Raw genomic sequence first — 17,421 nt, 5'->3', positions numbered from 1 at the left:
GACCCGTCTTACGGGCAGCGGGCACTGCGCGAAGGGCGGCGGCTATGGGGCGGGCGGCACAGGGGAACGGCCACGGGATCGTCATCGGCGGGAGCCTTGCCGGGCTCGCGGCGGCGCGGGCGCTGGCGAACTTCATGGACCGGGTGACCGTGATCGAGCGCGACCCGGTGCCGCGCGGGCGGCGGCGGGGCGTACCGCAGGCGCGGCATCCGCATGCCCTCACGACGGCCGCCCAGGCGGGGCTCGAGGTGCTCTTTCCCGGCATCCGCGAGGATCTGGTCCGCGCCGGTGCCGTGCCCATCGCGCTGCCGGAGGACGTGCTGGTGCTGGGTCCGGCCGGCTGGCTGCCGCGCTTCGACTCCGGTCTTACGCTGCTGAGCGCGGGCCGCGATGTCATCGACGCGACGCTGCGGGACCGGCTGCGCGCCGACCCCAAGGTGTACTTCCTGTCCGGACACGAGGTCATCGGCCTGCGCCCGGGACGGCAGGACACGGTCACCGGCGTGTGGGTGCGCGGGCGCGACCGGCACGCGCCCGACGGGTGGGGCCGGCGCGGCCTCATCCCCGCCGACTTCGTCGTGGACGCCTCCGGGCGGGAGTCCCGCAGCCCGCGGTGGGTGGCGGAGCTCGGCTACGAGCCGCCCGCCGAGACGCTCCACCCGGCGCGGGCCGTGCACGCCGCCGCGGCTTTCGCCCCGCCGCTCGGTCATGTCGCCGACTGGAAGGCGCTGTGGCTGATGGGCGGGCCCGGGCAGCCGGCGGCGGGCGTGCTGCACCCCGTCGACGGCGGCCGCTGGTCGGTCGCGCTCCGTACCCCGCAGGGCGCGCCGCCGCCCGCCGGTCACCGGGAGCTGCTGCGCGCCGCGGCCGGCCTCCGCCACCCCGTGCTCGGGGACGTACTGGAGTCGGCCACCCCGCTCGGCCCGGTCTACCGCTTCAGCGGCACCGACAGCCGCTGGCGGCACTACGAGAAGCTGCGCCGCTGGCCCGACCAATACCTCGTCGTCGGCGACGCCCTCGCCGCCCTCGACCCCGCCCACGGCCAGGGCATGACGCTCGCCATCGAGGCCGCGCTCATCCTCGACAGCATGCTGGCGGCGCACGGCACGGCGATCGGCATCACGTACCGCCTCCGCCGCGCCCTGGCCCGCGGCCTCGCGCCCGCCTGGCGCACGTCGATACGGCACGCGCGCCACGAACCGCGCCTCGCGACCCCCGCCACCAGAAGCGAGGCCGCCGCCCGCCTCCTCCTCGCCCACCAGGAAACCGCCACCACCCACCCCCTCCGCACCTCCCTAGCCTCCGCCCTGCGCCCCCTCACCCCACCGTCCACGACCCCACCCAGCCGCACCCACGGCCCGCCGGAACGACCTGTGGCTGCCGCCGACTTGCAGCGGCTAAGGTCCAGCTGAGCGATCGCTCAGGAAAGGCGGGGTCCGGTGGCAGTCATCGACGCATGGATGCAGCACCCGACGGTCCGGCACGCGAACCACGACATGTTCGCGTCGCTGCGCCGGTGGACGGGGATGGCGCTGCTGGAGGAGGAGCTGCCGGTCAAGGCCACGGTGGCGGCGCTGGCCGAGGCCGACGTCGAGGTCGGGCTCTCCTCGGCCTGGTACGGGCCGCAAGGGCCGCTGATCAGCAATGACGAGGTCGCCGCCTTCGCCGCCCGCTCGGACGGCCGGCTGCGCGGCGTGGCGGGCGCCGACCTGACCCGCCCCGTCCAGGCCGTACGGGAGCTGCGCCGGGCCGTCGAGGAGCTCGGCTTCGTCGCCCTGCGCATCGTCCCCTGGCTGTGGGAACTGCCGCCCACCGACCGCCTCTACTACCCGCTGTACGCCGCCTGCGTCGAGCTCGACATCCCGTTCTGCACCCAGGTCGGCCACACAGGGCCGCTGCGGCCGTCCGAGACCGGCCGCCCCATCCCGTACATCGACCAAGTCGCGCTCGACTTCCCCGAGCTGACCATCGTCTGCGGCCACATCGGCTACCCGTGGACCACGGAGATGATCGCGGTCGCCGACAAACACGCAAATGTCTACATCGACACCAGCGCCTACACCGCTCGCCGCTACCCGACCGAGCTCGTCGACTACCTCCGCGGCCGCGGCCGCCGAAAGGTGCTCTTCGGCTCGAACTACCCCATGATCATGCCCACCCAGGCACTGGCCGACCTCGCCGGCCTCGCCCTGGACGAGGAGACGACGGAGCTGTTCCTGTCCGGCAACGCGCGTCGGGTCTTCAAGCTGTGATGAGGGATGATCACGTCATGACCACCTCGAACGACGCCGCCGCAGCCACCGGCATACGCCACTACACCGCCTTCTCCACCACCCCGGCAGGCGGCAACCGCGCCGGCGTCCTCCTCGACGCCGCCGGCCTGGACGCCGCCGCGATGACGGCGATCGCCGCCGAACTCGGCTATTCGGAGTCCGCCTTCCTCACCCCCGGGCCCGACCCGGACGACCCCCGCTCCTTCACCCTCCGCTTCTTCAGCCCGAAGGCGGAGGTGGACTTCTGCGGCCACGCCACCGTGGCCACCGCCGTGGCGCTCGGCGAGGAGCACGGGACCGGCGATTTCGCGCTGCACACGCAGGCGGGGCTGGTGCCGGTCAGCGTCCGGGAGGAGGGCGGGGTGCTCAAGGCCACGCTCACCAGCGTCGCGCCGCGGGTGGACAAGGCCGAGCAGGCCGATGTCGCCGAGGCCCTGGCGGCGCTCGGCTGGCAGGCGGGCGAGCTGGACGCCGCGCTGCCGCCGCGCATCGCCTTCGCGGGCGTGCGCCATCTTGTCCTGGCCGCCGCGACCCGGGAGCGACTGGCCGATCTGGACTACGACTTCGACCGGCTGCTGGCCCTGATGCGGCGGCTCGGCCTGACGACGGTGCAGCTGGTGTGGCGCGAGTCGGCGACGGTCTTCCACGTCCGCGACCCGTTCCCCGTCGGCGGCGTCGTCGAGGACGCGGCCACGGGCGCCGCGGCGGCGGCCTTCGGCGCGTACGCCCGCGAACTCGGCCTGGTCGCGCCGGACGCGACGCTGACCCTGCACCAGGGGCACGACATGGGCCGCCCGTCGCTGCTGGAGGTCGAGCTGCGGGCGGGCGAGGAGCAGATCCGGGTGTCCGGGGCCGCGGTCCGGATCTGAATCGCAAGCACGCGAAAGGCCCAGCGGCCGCGAGCCGCTGGGCCTTTGTGCGCTTGTTGCGTCAGTTGATCAGCTGCCGTTCGCGACGCGGCGCCGCCGCCTCCCGCCAGGCCGGGTCAGCGGCCCGGTCCGTACGGGACAGCTTCGCGCCCTCCACATCCAGGTCGGGCAGCAGCCGGTCCAGCCAGCGCGGCAGCCACCAGGCGCTCTTGCCCAGCAGCGCGAACAGCGCGGGCACGATCGTCATCCGGACGACGAAGGCGTCGAAGAGCACCGCGGCCGCGAGGCCGAAGCCGATCATCTTCACGAAGTCGTTGTCCTCCACGATGAAGCCGGAGAAGACGCTGATCATGATGACGGCCGCCGCGGCGACCACCCGCCCGCCGTAGTGGAAGCCGGTGACGACGGCCTCACCGGGCCGCGCCCCGTGGACGTACGCCTCCCGCATCCGCGTCACCAGGAACACCTCGTAGTCCATGGCGAGTCCGAAGACCACACCGATCATGAAGATCGGCATCGTGCTCATGACCGGGCCCGGCTGGTCGACGCCGAAGACCTCCGCGAGCCAGCCCCACTGGAAGACCGCGACGACGGCGCCGAGCGCGGCGGTCACCGAGAGCAGGAAGCCGAGCGCGGCCTTCAGCGGTACGAGGATCGAGCGGAACACGACCATCAGGAGCAGGAAGGCGAGGCCCACGATCAGGGCGAGATAGGGCAGCAGCGCGTCGTCGAGGGTCTTGGAGAAGTCGATGAACATCGCGGTCTGCCCGGTGACCAGGACCTCGGCGCCGGTGTCGGAGCGGAAGCCGGGCGCGAGGCCGCGGATCGTACGGACGAGGTCCTCGGTCTCGGCGTCGGTGGGGCCGGTGTCCGGGACGACGTTGAGGATCGCGGTGTCGCCCGCCTGGTTGGCGGTGGCCGGGGTGACCGTGGTGACGCCGTCGACGTCGGCGAGGCGCTTGCCGATGGTGTCGGCCGCGGACTTGGCGTCCCGGCCCTCGACGGTGATCATCAGCGGCCCGTTGAAGCCGTCGCCGAAGGAGTCCGACAGCATGTCGTACGCCTTGCGCTGGGTGGTGTCCGCGGCCATCGTGCCCTCGCCCGGCAGGCCGAGCTCCAGGCTCGCGGCCGGTACGGCGACGGTGCCGAGGCCGACGACGGCGATCAGCAGCACGGCGACCGGGTGGCGCAGCACGTAACGGGCCCAGCGGGAGCCGAGGTTGGGCTTGCGGCGGGCCTCCTTCGCGGCCCGCTTGGCGGCCTTGCGCTGCTGGCGGGCGGTGAGCGGCTTGCCGGAGAAGTGCTTGCGGTCGCGCCGGCGCAGCACCTTGACCGGGGCGAAGGCGAGCAGCGCGGGCACGAAGGTGAGGGCGACGAGCACGGCGACGGCGACGGTGCCCGCGGCGGCGAGGCCCATCTTGGTGAGCATCGGGATGTTCACCACGGCCAGCCCGGCGAGGGCGACGATGACCGTAAGACCGGCGAAGACGACCGCGGAGCCCGCGGTGCCGACGGCCCGGCCCGCGGCGTCGGCGCGGTCGCGGCCCTCGGTGAGTTCGGCGCGGTAGCGGGAGACGATGAACAGGGCGTAGTCGATGCCGACGGCGAGGCCGAGCATCATCGCCAGGGTGGAGGTGGTGCCGGACAGGCCGAGGGTGCTGCCGAGAGCGGTGATGGCGCTGATCCCGATGCCGACGCCGATGAGCGCGGTCAGCAGCGGCATTCCGGCGGCGACCACCGAGCCGAAGGTGAGGATGAGGACGACGGCGGAGATGATGATGCCGATCTGCTCACCGGTGCCGCCCATCGCGGCGTCGACCTTGACGGCGTCGCCGCCGGCTTCGGCTGTGACGCCTGCTTTACGGGCGTCCGCCAGCGCGTCGTCGAGCGCCTCGTGCGCCTTGTCGCTCACCTCGGCGGCAGGAACCCTGTAGGTGGCGACGGCGTAGGCGGTGGAGCCGTCCTTGCTCACCGCCTTGGTCCGGTACGGGTCGGTGACCGACACGACCTGCGGCGACTTCTCCAGCTGCGCCACCAGCGCCGCGACGTGCTCGCGCTGCGCGGATCCGGCGATCTTCTCGCCCGCCGGCGCCCGGACCACGACCCGCGCGCTCGCTCCCTCGGCGCTCGCGCCGGGGAACTTCTTCTCCAGCAGGTCGAACGCCTTCTGCGACTCCGTCCCCGGCATCGAGAAGGTGTCGGCGGGCGGCGTCGGGGCCGTGGAGGCGGCGAAGCCGGCGCCGCCGAGGACCACCACCCACAGCAGCACCATCAGCCAGCGGCGCCGGAAGGCGAGGCGGCCCAGTTTGTAGAGGAAGGTAGCCATGGCAGGGAACTCCTGTCGGGTGGGGAGGTCGAGGTCCTGATGGCCACGGATCCTGCGCCCGGCCGCTTTCAGCGCGGTCTCAGGTGCCTTTCAGCGGGCGGGCGGCAACGGCGGTCCGCTGAAAGCGGGTTGCGAGCCACGCCAGGGTGAGCGCGGTCAGGGCGGCGCCGAGCCACAGCACGCTGGTGGCGGAGGCGGCGTTGACGGCGAAGCCGCCGAGGAGGGCGCCGAGGGCGATGGACAGGTTGAACGCCGAGACGTACAGCGAAGACGCGGCCTCCGTCGTGTCCGGGGCGGCCTTGAGGATCCAGGTCTGGAAGGTGACCGGGACCGCGCCGTAGCCCAGGCCCCACAGGACGAGGATCGCGGCGGCCGACACGGCGGTGGTGTCGGTGACAGCGAGGATCGCCAGTGCGGCGGTGATGACCGCGGTGAGGCCGAGGACGGTGTGCCGGAGCCGGCTGCCTATCAGGGCGCCCGCGACGAAGTTGCCCGCGATGCCCGCGATGCCGAAGGCCAGCAGCAGCGGACTGATCATGCCGTCGGCGATGCCGTCGCCGAGCAGCACGGGGCGGACGAAGGTGTACGCGATGAAGTGCCCGGTGATCACCAGGAAGGTCATGCCGATGCCGACGCGCACGGCGGCGTTCGTACGGAACACGCGGGCCAGGTCGCCGAAGCCGATGGTCTGCTCCGGCGTCACCTTCGGCATCAGGAAGACGATGAAGGCCAGGGAGATGAGCCCGAGCACGCCCACGGCCGCGAACGCCGTGCGCCAGCCGCCGAGATCACCGATCAGCGTGCCGGTGGGCACGCCGAGCACGGACGCGGCCTCGACGCCGCCGAAGATCACGGCGGTGGCGCGCGGCACCTGCCGCTCGGGCACCAGCCGTAGCGCGATGCCACCCGCCAGAGACCAGAAGCCGCCGACGCTGATGCCGATCAGGAAGCGGGCGGCGAGCACGACGGCGAAGCTGGTCGCGAAGGCGGAGGCGAGGTTGGCGGCGCCGACGAGGCCGATGAGGACGGCGAGGACGAGGCGGCGGTCGACCTTGCCGGTGGCGACGGTGACGACGGGCGCGGTGGCCGCGGCGACCAGGCCGGGGACGGTGACCATCAGTCCGGCGGTGCCCGCGGAGATGTCCAGGGAGGAGCCGATGGGGGTGAGGAGGCCGACGGGGAGCAGCTCGGAGGTCATCAGGGCGAAGATGCCGAGGGTGACGGCGAGGACGGCGAGCCAGCCTTTGACGGGGGAGGGAGCGAGCGTTGTCATGCCACGACCGTAGGAACGGAATCGCACCTCTGTATGGTTCATTTCCATGGCAGATTCATGGGTCAATTTGCATCTGGAGCTGGCCGGCCCCGGCACCGTACGGGCCCGCCTGATGGCCGCCCTGCGCGAGGCCATCCGCTCCGGGCGGCTGGCCCCCGGCACCCGGCTGCCCCCGTATCGCGCCCTGGCCACCGACCTCGGCATCGCCCGTAACACGGTCGCCAAGGCCTACGCCGAGCTGGTCGAGGAGGGCTGGCTGACGGCCCGGCAGGGCTCGGGCACCCAGGTCGCGCGCCGGGCCGAGCCGCTGGACCCGCGTCCCGTACGGGGGCCGGCGCGGCAGCCGCGGCGGCGCGTATCGCACGATCTGCTGCCGAGCTCGCCGGACGCGGCGGCGTTCCCGCGCACCGCGTGGGCCGCGTCAGCGCGGCGGGCGGTGGGGGCGGCGCCGGCGGAGGCGTTCGGGGTCGCGGATCCGCGGGGGCGGCCGGAGTTGCGGAGGGCGCTCGCGGAGTATCTGGCCCGGGCCCGTGGGGTGCGCACGGAGGCGGACCGGATCGTGGTCTGCGCGGGATTCGCGCACGGTCTCGAGCTGCTGGCGGGGATTCTCGAGGGGCCGGTGGCCGTCGAGGAGTACGGCCTGGACTTCCACCGGGACATCCTCACCGGCAGCGGCCTGTCGGCCATGCCGCTCCCGGTGGACGCGGGCGGCGCGCAGGTCGAGGAGCTCGCGGTGACCGGCGCGCGCGCCGTCCTGCTCACGCCGGCGCACCAGTACCCGCTCGGCGGCCCGCTGCATCCGCACCGCCGCGCCGCCGTCGTCGACTGGGCCCGCGCGCGCGGCGGGCTGGTCCTGGAGGACGACTACGACGGCGAGTTCCGCTACGACCGGGAGCCGGTCGGCGCCGTGCAGGGCCTCGACCCGGACCGCGTCGTGTACTTCGGATCGGTCAGCAAGAGCCTGTCACCGGCGCTGCGGCTCGGCTGGATGGTGCTGCCGGGATGGCTGGTGGACCGGGTGCTGGCGGTGAAGGGGCCGCGCGAGCGCTGGTCGGGCGTCGTCGACCAATTGACTCTCGCCGACTTCATCGCCTCGGGCTCGTACGACCGGCATCTGCGCCGCACCCGGAAGGTCTACCGTCGCCGCCGCGACCAGCTCACCACCACCCTGGCCGAGCAGGCGCCGCACATCAGCGTCACCGGCATCGCCGCGGGCCTGCACGCGGTGCTCCAACTCCCGGACGGCACCGAGCAGTCCACCCTGCGCTCCGCCCACCGCCTCGGCCTGGCCCTGGACGGCCTGGCCCTCTACCGCCACCCCGCGAGCACCTCACCGCCCCGCGACGGCCTGGTCATCGGCTACGGAACCCCGGCGGAACACGCCTTCACCGCCGCGCTTGAGGCCCTGTACCTGGCGCTGCCACCTGCCGCAGCACCATGAGCGAGTCCTCGGGGGCCGCCACCATGGCGAAGGGGAAGCGGTCGAGCTCGAGGCAGAGCGCGACATCGTCGGGGTGCACGCCCTGCCGCACCCCCTCTGCGAGTTCGGCGGCGGCGCGGGAGGCGGCGGCGCGGCGGAGATACGGGCCGGGGTCCTCGACCCCTTCAACTCTCTGCGCGATGTACTGCGCACACGCGAGATCTTCCTCGGCCCGCCCGCCCTCGCCGGTGACGACGTACGTGACGCTGTCACCGCCGCGCGCCCGCAGCAGCCCCGCCGTCGCCTCCGCCACCACGAAGCTCGCGCACAGCACCAGCGGCGCGTCCTTGACGGCGAGGGCGCCGACCGTACCGGCCGTGGTCTTCTGCACGACGGTCCGCCCGCGGAGGTCGATGGACCGCAGCAGCCCGGGCGAGTTGACGGCATCGAAGCCGTCCGCGGGCGGCCCGTCCTTGACCGCCACCCACTCCGGGTGCCGGGTCTTGAGCGCGCGCGCCGCATCCAGCGACTCGGCCAGAACGATCTTCTCGGCCCCCTGGTTGAAGGCCCAACCGGCCACGGTGAAGGCCCGCATGACGTCGACCACGACGGCCACGGAAGGAGTTTCGATCAGATCGTCCATACCGGAAAACAGAGCGTCCATCCGGCCATGATCGCGCACCGGATCAGGGCGGGCCGTCGGGCCCACCGTCGTGATGAGTTCTCGCGCCCGCGCCCGTCTCATGTACGACAGGACATGACCGGGTGGAAGGATGAGGCGATGACGAATGCGGGTGGGCTTGCCGAGGTTGATGAGACCGCGTTCTCGGGGATGGCGGAGCGGCATCGGCGGGAGCTGCATGTGCACTGCTACCGGATGCTCGGGTCGTTCGAGGACGCCGAGGACACCGTGCAGGAGACCTTTCTACGGGCCTGGCGGCGGCGGGAGACGTACGCGGGGCGGTCGACGTTCCGGGCCTGGCTGTACCGGATCGCCACCAACGCCTGCCTCGACCTGCTCGCCAAGCACCGGCCCGAGCCGGCCACCGGCGGTGAGGTGCTGTGGCTGCAGCCCTACCCGGACCGGCTGCTCAACGAGCTGCCCGCGGCAGCGGCGGACGAGCCGGAGACCGTCGCCTTCGCACGCGAGACGATCGAGCTGGCGCATCTGGTCGCGGTGCAGCACCTCGCGCCGCGCCCGCGGGCCGTACTCATCCTGCGCGACGTGCTCGGCTGGCCGGCGAAGGACGTCGCGGAGCTCCTCGGCGACTCCGTCAACTCCGTGAACAGCGCCCTGCAGCGGGCCCGTGCAGGGCTGCGCGAGCACCTGCCCGCCGAGCGGCAGGACTGGACCGGCGGCGAGCAGGACGCCGGCACCCGCGAGCTGGTGCGCCGCTTCACCGACGCCAGCGTGGCCACGGACATCGACCGGCTCGCCGCCATGGTGCGCGACGACGTCCGCACCTCGATGCCGCCCACGCCGGGCCTGCAGGTCGGCCGCGACGCGGTGGTCGACTACTGGGTCGAGAGCGGCTTCGCCGACATGACGGGCCTGCGCGCCGTCCCCACCTCCGTGAACCGGCAGCCCGCCGTCGCCTTCTACCACTGGCGGCAGGAGGAGGGCGCGTACCTGCCGCTGACCCTCGACGTCCTGCGCGTCACCGGCGGGGCGATCACCGAGATCACCACCTTCCATGACGACCAGTTCCCGCGGCTCGGGGTGCCGGAGCGGCTGGCGGCGGACGGCACGGAGTAGCGCAGGGCGGGGGCGCCGGTGCCGTCACCGGTCCTTCGCCAGGGCGACGAGGTCGGCGAAGAGGCCGCCCGCGTGCGTCAGTTCCTCGTACGTGCCCTCCTCGATGACGCGGCCCTCGGCCATGACGAGGATGCGGTCGGCGAGGCGGGTGTTCTCGAGCTGGTGGGTGACGACGATCGTCATCCGCTCCGCGGCCGCCCGCTTGATCTCCGTAAAAATTGCGTGCTCGCCGCGGGCGTCCATCTGGGAGGTGGGCTCGTCCAGGATCATCAGCGGCGTCCGGCGGTACAGGGCGCGGCCGCAGACCAGCCGCTGCCACTGGCCGCCGGAGAGTTCGGCGCCGCCCCACAACTCCCGGGCCAGCAGGGTGTCGAGGCCCTTCGGCAGCTTCTCGATCGGCTCCCGCATGCCGACGGCGTCGACCACGTCCCATACGGGCTGGTCGTCCAGGGTCCTGGGCTGGCCGAGGGTGATGTTCTCGCGGGTGCGCAGCGGCCAGCAGGCGAAGTTCTGCGGTACGAGCGCGGTCCGCCGCCACACCGCCTCGGGGTCGGCGCCGGCCAGGTCGGTGCCGTCCCACAGCACGCGGCCCTTGTCGGCCAGCAGGACGCCGGTGATCAGCTTGGCGAGGGTGGACTTGCCGGAGCCGTTCTCGCCGACGATGGCCAGGATCTCGCCGCGGCGCAGGGTGAGGGAGACCCCGGCGACGGCGGGCTCGTCCTTGCCGGGGTAGCGGTAGGCGACCTCGTCGAGGCGGATCGCATCCACGCGCTCCGGGATGGTCGCTTCACCGCGCCGCGGGGCGCGCTCGTCGGCCATGTCGAGGAAGGAGCGCATGTCGGCCAGGTAGAGCGAGGTGTGGAAGAGCGCGGCGCCGTTCTGCACGAACTGGGCCAGCGCCGCGAGGGTGGTCTGGACGGCGACGACGGCGGTGGCCGCGACGGGCAGGGCGACGCGGCCGGTGGTGGCCAGCCAGGCGAGGGTGGCCCAGGTGCCCAGCAGGAAGAGCCCGCCCAGGGCGCTGGTCGCGAGGACGATGCGCAGCATCCGCGGAGCCGCCTTGAGCGTGCGCCGGTCGATCCGGTCGGACAGCGCCCGGTACCAGTAAATGAGGTAGCCGGTCATGCCGTTGGCGCGGACCTCGTCGCCGTAGCGCGAGTAGGTGGCCCACCAGCGCATCATCGAGCGGACGTTGCGGTCGCCCACGTTGAGGTAGTGGGTCTCGTAGTCGACGCGCGCGGACAGCACCGCCCCGGCGCCCGCCGGGAGTACGGCCAGCAACAGCAGTGGCAGCATCAGCGGATGCAGCGCGGTGATCACGCTGCTGGCCGCGACCATGCGGATCAGCGCGGACAGGAACCGCTGCCCGTCCTGCACCATCAGCCGCGAGCGGGTGACGCCGATCTCTGCGGCCTCCTGCCGGTCGGCGAAGCCGTCCTCGCCGTACGCGGAGGCCTCCACCCGGCACACGGCGGCGACGAGCGCGATGTCCGCCTCGGTCATCAGCAGCGGCGTGATCCGCCCGTCCGCGTACGAGGACAGGGCACCGCTGATCCGGCCGGCGCCCGCGGCCGCCGTCACCACGATCAGCGCGGGCAGCGCGCCGTGCAGCCGTTCGGATACGGTGCCGGCGCCGAGGACATGCGTCATCGCCTGCGCGGTGAAGCCGAGCACCACCGCCGCGGCGGCGCCGGTGAGCAGCTGGCACACCAGGAGCAGCACGACACCGGCCCGGTCGACGGCCCACGCCATCCGCGCGGTGTGCGCCAGCACCCCGGGCAGCCGCCGGCACATGGCCCCGAAACTGGCCTCGGCCAGCGGATTCTTCCCGAACTTCCCCTCGAAGGTGATGGTGGCCGGCGGTGGCGGGGGCGGCGTCTGCCCACTAGCGGTCGAGGTGTCGGTCACAGTCACCTGCATCCCTCCTGGAGGGTCGGTGCCGTACCTGGATGGCTCGGCGGTGCCCGGCATAACGACGCGGCAGTGGAATAGAACGCGCTCGAATTCGGACGTCCTCGACCCCTGACGGGCCAAGGGTTCGTACGCGCGAGGGCTGCGGTGAAGCCCCCGCCGGGCGGCGCGGAGTGGCCGAATCGCCGCGCTTCACGATCCGGGAATACGGATCCGTGCCCGGCGTTTGTACCCGGAGGCGGATCGAGGACATGGGGAGATCACGCGATGCGGGCGGTGCGGTTTCACGAGTACGGCGGGATCGATGTGCTGCGGGTGGAGGAGGTGGCGCGGCCGGTGCCGGGGCCCGACCAGGTGCTGGTCGAGGTCCGCGCGGCCGGGATCCAGCCCGGCGAGGCGCATATCCGTACGGGCGCGCTGCACGCGCGCTGGCCGGCGGGCTTTCCGTCCGGGCAGGGCAGCGACCTGGCCGGCGTGGTGGTGGACATCGGCCCGGAGGCGCGCGGGTTCGCCGTGGGCGACGAGGTGCTCGGCTTCACCCACCGGCGGGCCAGCCATGCGCAGTTCGTCGCGGTCGACGACGTGCACGTGGTGTCGCGTCCGGCGGGGCTGTCCTGGGATGTGGCCGGGGCGCTGTATGTGGCGGGCACGACCGCCTACGCCACCGTGTTCGCGGTGGACCCGGGGCCCGGCGACACGGTCGTCGTCTCCGGCGCGGCGGGCGGCGTCGGTTCGCTGGCGGTGCAGCTGGCGCGGCGGGAGGGTGCCACGGTGATCGGGCTGGCGAGCGAGCGCAACCATGGCTGGCTGCGGAAGCACGGTGTTGTCCCGGTGGCGTACGGGCCCGGGGTGGCCGAGCGGATCCGGGAGGCGGCGGGCGGCGGCGGGGTCGACGCGTTCATCGACACCTTCGGCGACGGCTATGTGCAGGTGGCCGTGGACCTGGGCGTGCCGCCGGAGCGGATCAACACGATCCGCGACTGGCGGGCGGCGGCCAAGGTCGGCGCGCGGACGTACGGCGAAGGCGCGGCCGCGAGCGCGGTCGTGCTCGGGCAGCTGGCCCGGCTCGCCGCCCGGGGGCAGCTGGAGGTCCCGATCGCCGCCACCTACCCGCTGGAAGAGGTGAGGGACGCCTACCGCCTGCTGGAACAGCAGCCCACCCACGGCAAGATCGTGCTCCGGCCCAACGGCTGAACTGCCCAACGACTGAACCGCCTTACGGCGTCCGCGACCAGGCGTCCGTGCGGTCGCGGGAGACGATCCGGAAGACCGGGCTGTGCGGGCGACAGTGGCTCTCGCCTGTGTCGCCCGCTTCGGTGTTCGCCCGAGGTGCCTTGCCGGTCAGCGGACCGGGACGTCGGCCTCGGGTCTGGGGGTGGCGGGGCGGCGGCCCGAGGTGCCGAGTATCAGTGCGGCCATGATGGCGGTGCCGGCGAGGATGCCGATGCCGCTGATGGCCGTTGGCAGGCTCGGGGAGAGGACCGATTCGTCGTTCAGGGCCTGCATCAGCAGCAGGGCGAAGAGGCCCGCGTACGCGACGGCGCCCAGGCAGACCAGCCGGGTGCGTACGGCCTGACGGCCCAGCAGCGGACGGCGTTTCGCGAGCCGCTGCAGACCGAGGGCCAGCAGCGGCAGCGCCTGGAGCGCGTGCACGCCGGCGAAGTGCGGCACCCGCAGATCGCCGCCGCCGGTCTCCCAGCCGGTGAACGGCATCCGGCCCCCGCCGTCCGCGCCGATGGTGTGCGACCCGACGACGGCCAGGTCCGCGCCATGGTCGAGCGCCTGGGCCTGGTCGGGAGTGGGTGCCGTCATCAGGTAGCCGACGGACATTCCCGCCAGCGAGACGACGAAGCCGAGCCGGACCGCCCACGCGGCCGCCGGTTCCAGCCGCTGCCCACGGGCCAGGAACAGCCCGAGCAGTGCGGTGAGCAGCCAGCCGATGTAGGCGGCGCCGCCCATGGCGCGGAAGACGGTCTCGTCGAAGGCGGTGCCGGTGTTGAAGTGGCTCGGCACGCCGCGGATGGCCTGGAGCACGATCAATGCGGTCTCCGGCACCAGGAAGAGCACGACCACGGCGGTGCCGGACCACCACAGGGTGCGCCGCCAGCGGCGTACCCGGGACATCAGCCACGCGAGCGTGGCGGCGTACAGGGAGAAGGAGATGGCGAATTTCAGGGGCTTGAGCCAGTTGTTCTCGCCCAGTACCTCGCGGTCCGAGATCAGCACTCCGGCGAGGCTGAATACGGCGAGCAGCGCCATCGCAAAGGCGCAGAGTGCGAGGGGCCGATGGGCGGAGAATGCGGGGCGGGGGTCGGCCGGGCCGCCCTCGGACTGGTGATCAGGCAGCGGCGATCGCAAAGCGACTCCTCTGGGTGTGGGGGGTCTTGCCTTACCCAGGGAGCGTCACTGGCTGCGCTATACAGATGTTATCTATGGCCGGATTTAGGTCGTATTTGCGGGCGCGACCGGGTTATTCGCTCCGGATCGGGGCTGAAAAAGATCGGCTCACCCCCGCGGCAAGTTCCGCGGCGAGCTCGCGGACCGCGCCGAGGCCGGCTTCGTGACGGCCGCCGGTGTCGAGGAGGCGTTTGACGAAGGCGGAGCCGACGATGACGCCGTCGGCGAAGGCGGCGACCTCGGCGGCCTGGGCGGCGTCGGAGACGCCGAGGCCGACGCACACCGGGAGGTCCGTCGTCGCCCTGGTGCGCCGGACCAGGTCTTCCGCTTGCGCGCCGACGGACTGGCGGGTGCCGGTGACGCCCATCAGCGATGCCGCGTATACGAAGCCGGAGCCCGCTGCCGTGATCTTTGCCAGGCGGTCGTCCTTGCTGGACGGGGCGACGACGAAGACCGTGGCCAGCCTGTGCTTTTCCGCCGCCGCCCGCCACACCGCCGACTCCTCGACCGGCAGGTCGGGGAGGATGCAGCCCGCGCCGCCCACCGCCGCCAGGTCCTCCGCGAAGCGCTCCGTGCCGTAGCGGTCGACCGGGTTCCAGTACGTCATGCACAACACCGGCTTTCCGGTGCGGCGGTGGACCTCGCCGACCGTACGGATGACGTCCTTGATGCGCAGGCCCTGCTTCAGCGCGATGTCGTCCGCCGTCTGGATGACCGGGCCGTCCAGCACCGGATCGGAGTGCGGCAGGCCGACCTCGACCACGTCGCAGCCGCCCGCAAGCATCGCCGTCATCGCGTCGATCCCGCGTTCCACATCGGGGAAGCCGGCCGGGAGATAGCCGATCAGCGCGGCCCGGTTCTCCGACTTCGCTCGCGCCAAGGCGGCGTCCAGCAGTGCGATGTTCCCGGTCACAGAATCGTTGAATGTCACCGCGCCCCCTCGGAGTACAGCCCGAAATAGCGGGCGGCAGTATCCATGTCCTTGTCGCCACGTCCGGAGAGATTGACCAGCACGACGCCCTCCGGGCCCAGTTCCTTACCCAACTCCAGAGCCCCCGCCAGCGCATGCGCGCTCTCGATCGCCGGGATGATGCCCTCCGTACGCGACAGCAGCCGCAGCGCCTGCATCGCCGCATCGTCGGTTACGGCCCGGTACTCGGCCCGCCCCGAATCCTTCAGATAGGCGTGCTCCGGGCCGACGCCCGGATAATCCAGCCCCGCCGAGATCGAGTACGGCTCGGTGATCTGCCCGTCCTCGTCCTGCAGCACGTACGACCGCGACCCGTGCAGGATCCCCGGATCCCCGATGCTCAAGGTGGCCGCGTGCTCGCCCGACGCGATGCCGTGCCCGGCCGGCTCGCAGCCCACCAGGCGCACCGACGCGTCGCCGATGAAGGCGTGGAACAGCCCGATCGCATTCGAGCCGCCGCCGACGCACGCCACCGCCGCGTCCGGGAGGCGGCCGATGCGCTCGGTGAGCTGCCGCCGCGCCTCGACGCCGATGATGCGGTGGAAGTCGCGCACCATCGCGGGGAAGGGGTGCGGGCCCGCCACCGTGCCGAAGAGATAGTGCGTGGAATCGACGTTGGCGACCCAGTCGCGGAAGGCCTCGTTGATCGCGTCCTTCAGCGTCCGGCTGCCGGACTTCACCGCGATCACCTCGGCGCCGAGCATCCGCATCCGCGCCACGTTCAGCGCCTGCCGCTCCGTGTCGACCTCGCCCATGTAGATCGTGCAGTCCAGGCCGAACAGCGCACATGCCGTCGCCGTGGCCACCCCGTGCTGTCCTGCACCGGTCTCCGCGATCACCCGGCTCTTGCCCATGCGCCGCGTCAGCAGCGCCTGACCGAGAACATTGTTGATTTTATGGGAGCCGGTGTGATTCAGATCCTCCCGTTTGAGGAACACCCGCGCGCCGCCGGCGTATTCGGCGAACCGGCCAGCCTCCGTCAGCGCCGAGGGGCGGCCGGTGTAATGGGACAGCAATGCGCCCAGCTCAGCGGCGAAGGACGCGTCGGTTCTCGCCTTGTCGTACTCGACCCCGACCTCGTCGACGGCGGCGACCAAAGCCTCGGGTATGAACTTGCCGCCGAAAGCGCCGAAATAGCCCTCATCGGTCGGTATCCGGGCCTCCGGGTCGGGGGCGAACAATCGAATTTCAGACATGCGGGCATGCTCCTTTACGGTTGGGTGATCAAGTCGCGCCCGGCCGCCACGAGCGCCGCCGCGGCCGCCCGCGGGTCCGCGCCCGTCACCAGGGACTCGCCGACCAGGACGGCGTCGGCCCCGTGTTTCGCGTACGCGATCAGGTCGGGCGCCCCGCGCACCCCGGACTCGGCGACCTTGACGATGCCGTCCGGGATCGCCGGCGCGATCCGCGCGAAGGCCGTGCGGTCGACGTCAAGGGTCTTCAGGTTCCGCGCGTTGACGCCGACGACCCGCGCTCCGGCCGCGACCGCACGCTCGGCGTCGTCGGCATCGTGGACCTCGACCAGCGGCGTCAGGCCGATCGACTCGGCCTGCCGGATCAGCGCGGCCAGCTCCTCCTGCTCCAGCGCCGCGACGATCAGCAGCACGAGGTCCGCGCCGTACGCCCGCGCCTCCCACAGCTGATACGCCGTGAGGATGAAGTCCTTGCGCAGCACCGGGACATCGGCCCGCGCCCGTACCGCCGCCAGATCGGCCAGCGAGCCGCCGAAGCGCCGCTGCTCGGTCAGCACCGAGATCGCCGCCGCTCCGGCCGCCGCGTAATCCGCCGCCAGCGCCGCCGGGTCGGCGATCGCCGCCAGCGCGCCCTTCGACGGGCTGGCGCGCTTCACCTCGCAGATGACCGCCGTACCGGGCCCGCGCAGCGCGGCCGCCCCGTCGAGCGGTCGTGGGGCGCGGGCCGCCAGCTCCTTCAGGTCGGCCAGGGCGACCCGTTCCTGCCGCCCGGCGAGGTCCGCCAGGACCCCTTCAATGATCTCGTCAAGCACACTCACGCGGAGGTCCCTTCCAGGTGGTCAAGAGGCATCTCGCCCGGCAGCGACACCGGGGTTCAGGGAGAATTGCGGACACCGCTATACGGCGGTTATGCGCAGGGGTTATGCACCGTCGTGGGCCGAGTACATGGGGTGACCGGCGCACCTGTGTTCGGTAGGGTTGCTCGCGGTGGCTCGGGGGACTGCCGTCGTAGGCCAGGGGAGGCCAGTGTGGG

14 protein-coding genes are annotated in these 17,421 nt (G+C 72.5%); 6 read left to right on the top strand and 8 right to left on the bottom strand.

The genetic code is table 11. The annotated features are described in order from the left end of the window. Window positions 1-44: 44 nt before the first annotated feature. From ACNNMR_RS15405 to ACNNMR_RS15395, 3 genes are read left to right on the top strand one after another with little or no spacing between them, the layout of a single operon-like run. Window positions 45-1,412, top strand: a complete 1,368-nt coding sequence (locus ACNNMR_RS15405; protein ID WP_419995173.1) for an FAD-dependent oxidoreductase — start codon at window positions 45-47, stop codon at window positions 1,410-1,412. A 27-nt stretch (window positions 1,413-1,439) separates the two neighbouring features. Further along, window positions 1,440-2,252, top strand: a complete 813-nt coding sequence (locus ACNNMR_RS15400; RefSeq protein WP_419995172.1) for an amidohydrolase family protein — start codon at window positions 1,440-1,442, stop codon at window positions 2,250-2,252. 17 nt (window positions 2,253-2,269) lie between these two features. Next, on the top strand, window positions 2,270-3,142 hold the full coding sequence (locus ACNNMR_RS15395; protein ID WP_419995171.1) for a PhzF family phenazine biosynthesis protein: 873 nt from the start codon (window positions 2,270-2,272) through the stop codon (window positions 3,140-3,142). 61 nt (window positions 3,143-3,203) lie between these two features. On the opposite strand, the gene ACNNMR_RS15390 is transcribed toward ACNNMR_RS15395, so the two are convergent. Continuing rightward, on the bottom strand, window positions 3,204-5,468 hold the full coding sequence (locus ACNNMR_RS15390; RefSeq protein ID WP_419995170.1) for an MMPL family transporter: 2,265 nt from the start codon (window positions 5,466-5,468) through the stop codon (window positions 3,204-3,206). 79 nt (window positions 5,469-5,547) lie between these two features. Beyond that, window positions 5,548-6,741, bottom strand: a complete 1,194-nt coding sequence (locus ACNNMR_RS15385; protein ID WP_419995169.1) for an MFS transporter — start codon at window positions 6,739-6,741, stop codon at window positions 5,548-5,550. 46 nt (window positions 6,742-6,787) lie between these two features. On the opposite strand from ACNNMR_RS15385, the gene ACNNMR_RS15380 reads away from it, so the two are divergent. Beyond that, complete coding sequence (locus ACNNMR_RS15380; RefSeq protein ID WP_419995168.1) at window positions 6,788-8,182, top strand: PLP-dependent aminotransferase family protein; 1,395 nt, start codon at window positions 6,788-6,790, stop codon at window positions 8,180-8,182. Here ACNNMR_RS15380 and ACNNMR_RS15375 read toward each other — a convergent pair. Next, window positions 8,127-8,825, bottom strand: a complete 699-nt coding sequence (locus ACNNMR_RS15375) for a 2-phosphosulfolactate phosphatase (protein ID WP_419995167.1) — start codon at window positions 8,823-8,825, stop codon at window positions 8,127-8,129. The two genes, ACNNMR_RS15380 and ACNNMR_RS15375, sit on opposite strands and share 56 nt — an antisense overlap. A gap of 117 nt (window positions 8,826-8,942) precedes the next feature. Here ACNNMR_RS15375 and ACNNMR_RS15370 point away from each other — a divergent pair, with 117 nt between their 5' ends. After that, the gene (locus ACNNMR_RS15370) at window positions 8,943-9,917 is read left to right on the top strand and encodes an RNA polymerase subunit sigma-70 (RefSeq protein ID WP_419995166.1); all 975 of its coding nucleotides are present in this window, start codon (window positions 8,943-8,945) and stop codon (window positions 9,915-9,917) included. A gap of 24 nt (window positions 9,918-9,941) precedes the next feature. On the opposite strand, the gene ACNNMR_RS15365 is transcribed toward ACNNMR_RS15370, so the two are convergent. Further along, window positions 9,942-11,831, bottom strand: coding sequence for an ATP-binding cassette domain-containing protein (locus ACNNMR_RS15365; protein ID WP_419995165.1), 1,890 nt, complete (start codon window positions 11,829-11,831; stop codon window positions 9,942-9,944). A gap of 264 nt (window positions 11,832-12,095) precedes the next feature. Here ACNNMR_RS15365 and ACNNMR_RS15360 point away from each other — a divergent pair, with 264 nt between their 5' ends. Further along, a complete protein-coding gene (locus ACNNMR_RS15360) occupies window positions 12,096-13,022 on the top strand; it encodes an NADP-dependent oxidoreductase (protein WP_419995164.1) in 927 nt (308 codons plus the stop codon). A 147-nt stretch (window positions 13,023-13,169) separates the two neighbouring features. Here the strand turns inward: ACNNMR_RS15360 and ACNNMR_RS15355 are convergent, their stop codons facing one another. The 4 genes from ACNNMR_RS15355 to trpC all read right to left on the bottom strand — a co-directional run bounded on the left by ACNNMR_RS15355 (window position 13,170) and on the right by trpC (window position 17,206). Beyond that, window positions 13,170-14,186, bottom strand: coding sequence for a hypothetical protein (locus tag ACNNMR_RS15355; protein WP_419995163.1), 1,017 nt, complete (start codon window positions 14,184-14,186; stop codon window positions 13,170-13,172). A 112-nt stretch (window positions 14,187-14,298) separates the two neighbouring features. Then, window positions 14,299-15,138 carry a tryptophan synthase subunit alpha gene (gene trpA / locus ACNNMR_RS15350; RefSeq protein ID WP_420000370.1) on the bottom strand — a complete coding sequence of 280 codons (840 nt, stop codon included), beginning with the start codon at window positions 15,136-15,138 and terminating at the stop codon, window positions 14,299-14,301. A gap of 14 nt (window positions 15,139-15,152) precedes the next feature. Further along, window positions 15,153-16,391, bottom strand: a complete 1,239-nt coding sequence (gene trpB, locus ACNNMR_RS15345; RefSeq protein ID WP_419995162.1) for a tryptophan synthase subunit beta — start codon at window positions 16,389-16,391, stop codon at window positions 15,153-15,155. 14 nt (window positions 16,392-16,405) lie between these two features. Then, entirely contained in the window at window positions 16,406-17,206 is an 801-nt protein-coding gene (gene trpC, locus ACNNMR_RS15340) for an indole-3-glycerol phosphate synthase TrpC (RefSeq protein WP_419995161.1), read from the bottom strand. Window positions 17,207-17,421 lie beyond the last annotated feature (215 nt).

Origin of the sequence: Streptomyces boninensis (assembly GCF_048572725.1) — a bacterium.
Taxonomy (GTDB): domain Bacteria; phylum Actinomycetota; class Actinomycetes; order Streptomycetales; family Streptomycetaceae; genus Streptomyces; species Streptomyces boninensis.
The sequence above is the reverse complement of the archived record's forward strand: the minus strand, read 5'-3'. Positions and strand labels throughout refer to the sequence as shown.

Coding starts and splice junctions, on each gene's coding strand:
- ACNNMR_RS15370 (WP_419995166.1), top strand. CDS start 8,943: ATGACGAATGCGGGTGGGCTTGCCGAGGTTGATGAGACCGCGTTCTCG.
- ACNNMR_RS15360 (WP_419995164.1), top strand. CDS start 12,096: ATGCGGGCGGTGCGGTTTCACGAGTACGGCGGGATCGATGTGCTGCGG.
- ACNNMR_RS15385 (WP_419995169.1), bottom strand. CDS start 6,741: ATGACAACGCTCGCTCCCTCCCCCGTCAAAGGCTGGCTCGCCGTCCTC.
- ACNNMR_RS15390 (WP_419995170.1), bottom strand. CDS start 5,468: ATGGCTACCTTCCTCTACAAACTGGGCCGCCTCGCCTTCCGGCGCCGC.
- trpB (WP_419995162.1), bottom strand. CDS start 16,391: ATGTCTGAAATTCGATTGTTCGCCCCCGACCCGGAGGCCCGGATACCG.
- ACNNMR_RS15395 (WP_419995171.1), top strand. CDS start 2,270: ATGACCACCTCGAACGACGCCGCCGCAGCCACCGGCATACGCCACTAC.
- ACNNMR_RS15405 (WP_419995173.1), top strand. CDS start 45: ATGGGGCGGGCGGCACAGGGGAACGGCCACGGGATCGTCATCGGCGGG.
- ACNNMR_RS15375 (WP_419995167.1), bottom strand. CDS start 8,825: ATGGACGCTCTGTTTTCCGGTATGGACGATCTGATCGAAACTCCTTCC.
- ACNNMR_RS15380 (WP_419995168.1), top strand. CDS start 6,788: ATGGCAGATTCATGGGTCAATTTGCATCTGGAGCTGGCCGGCCCCGGC.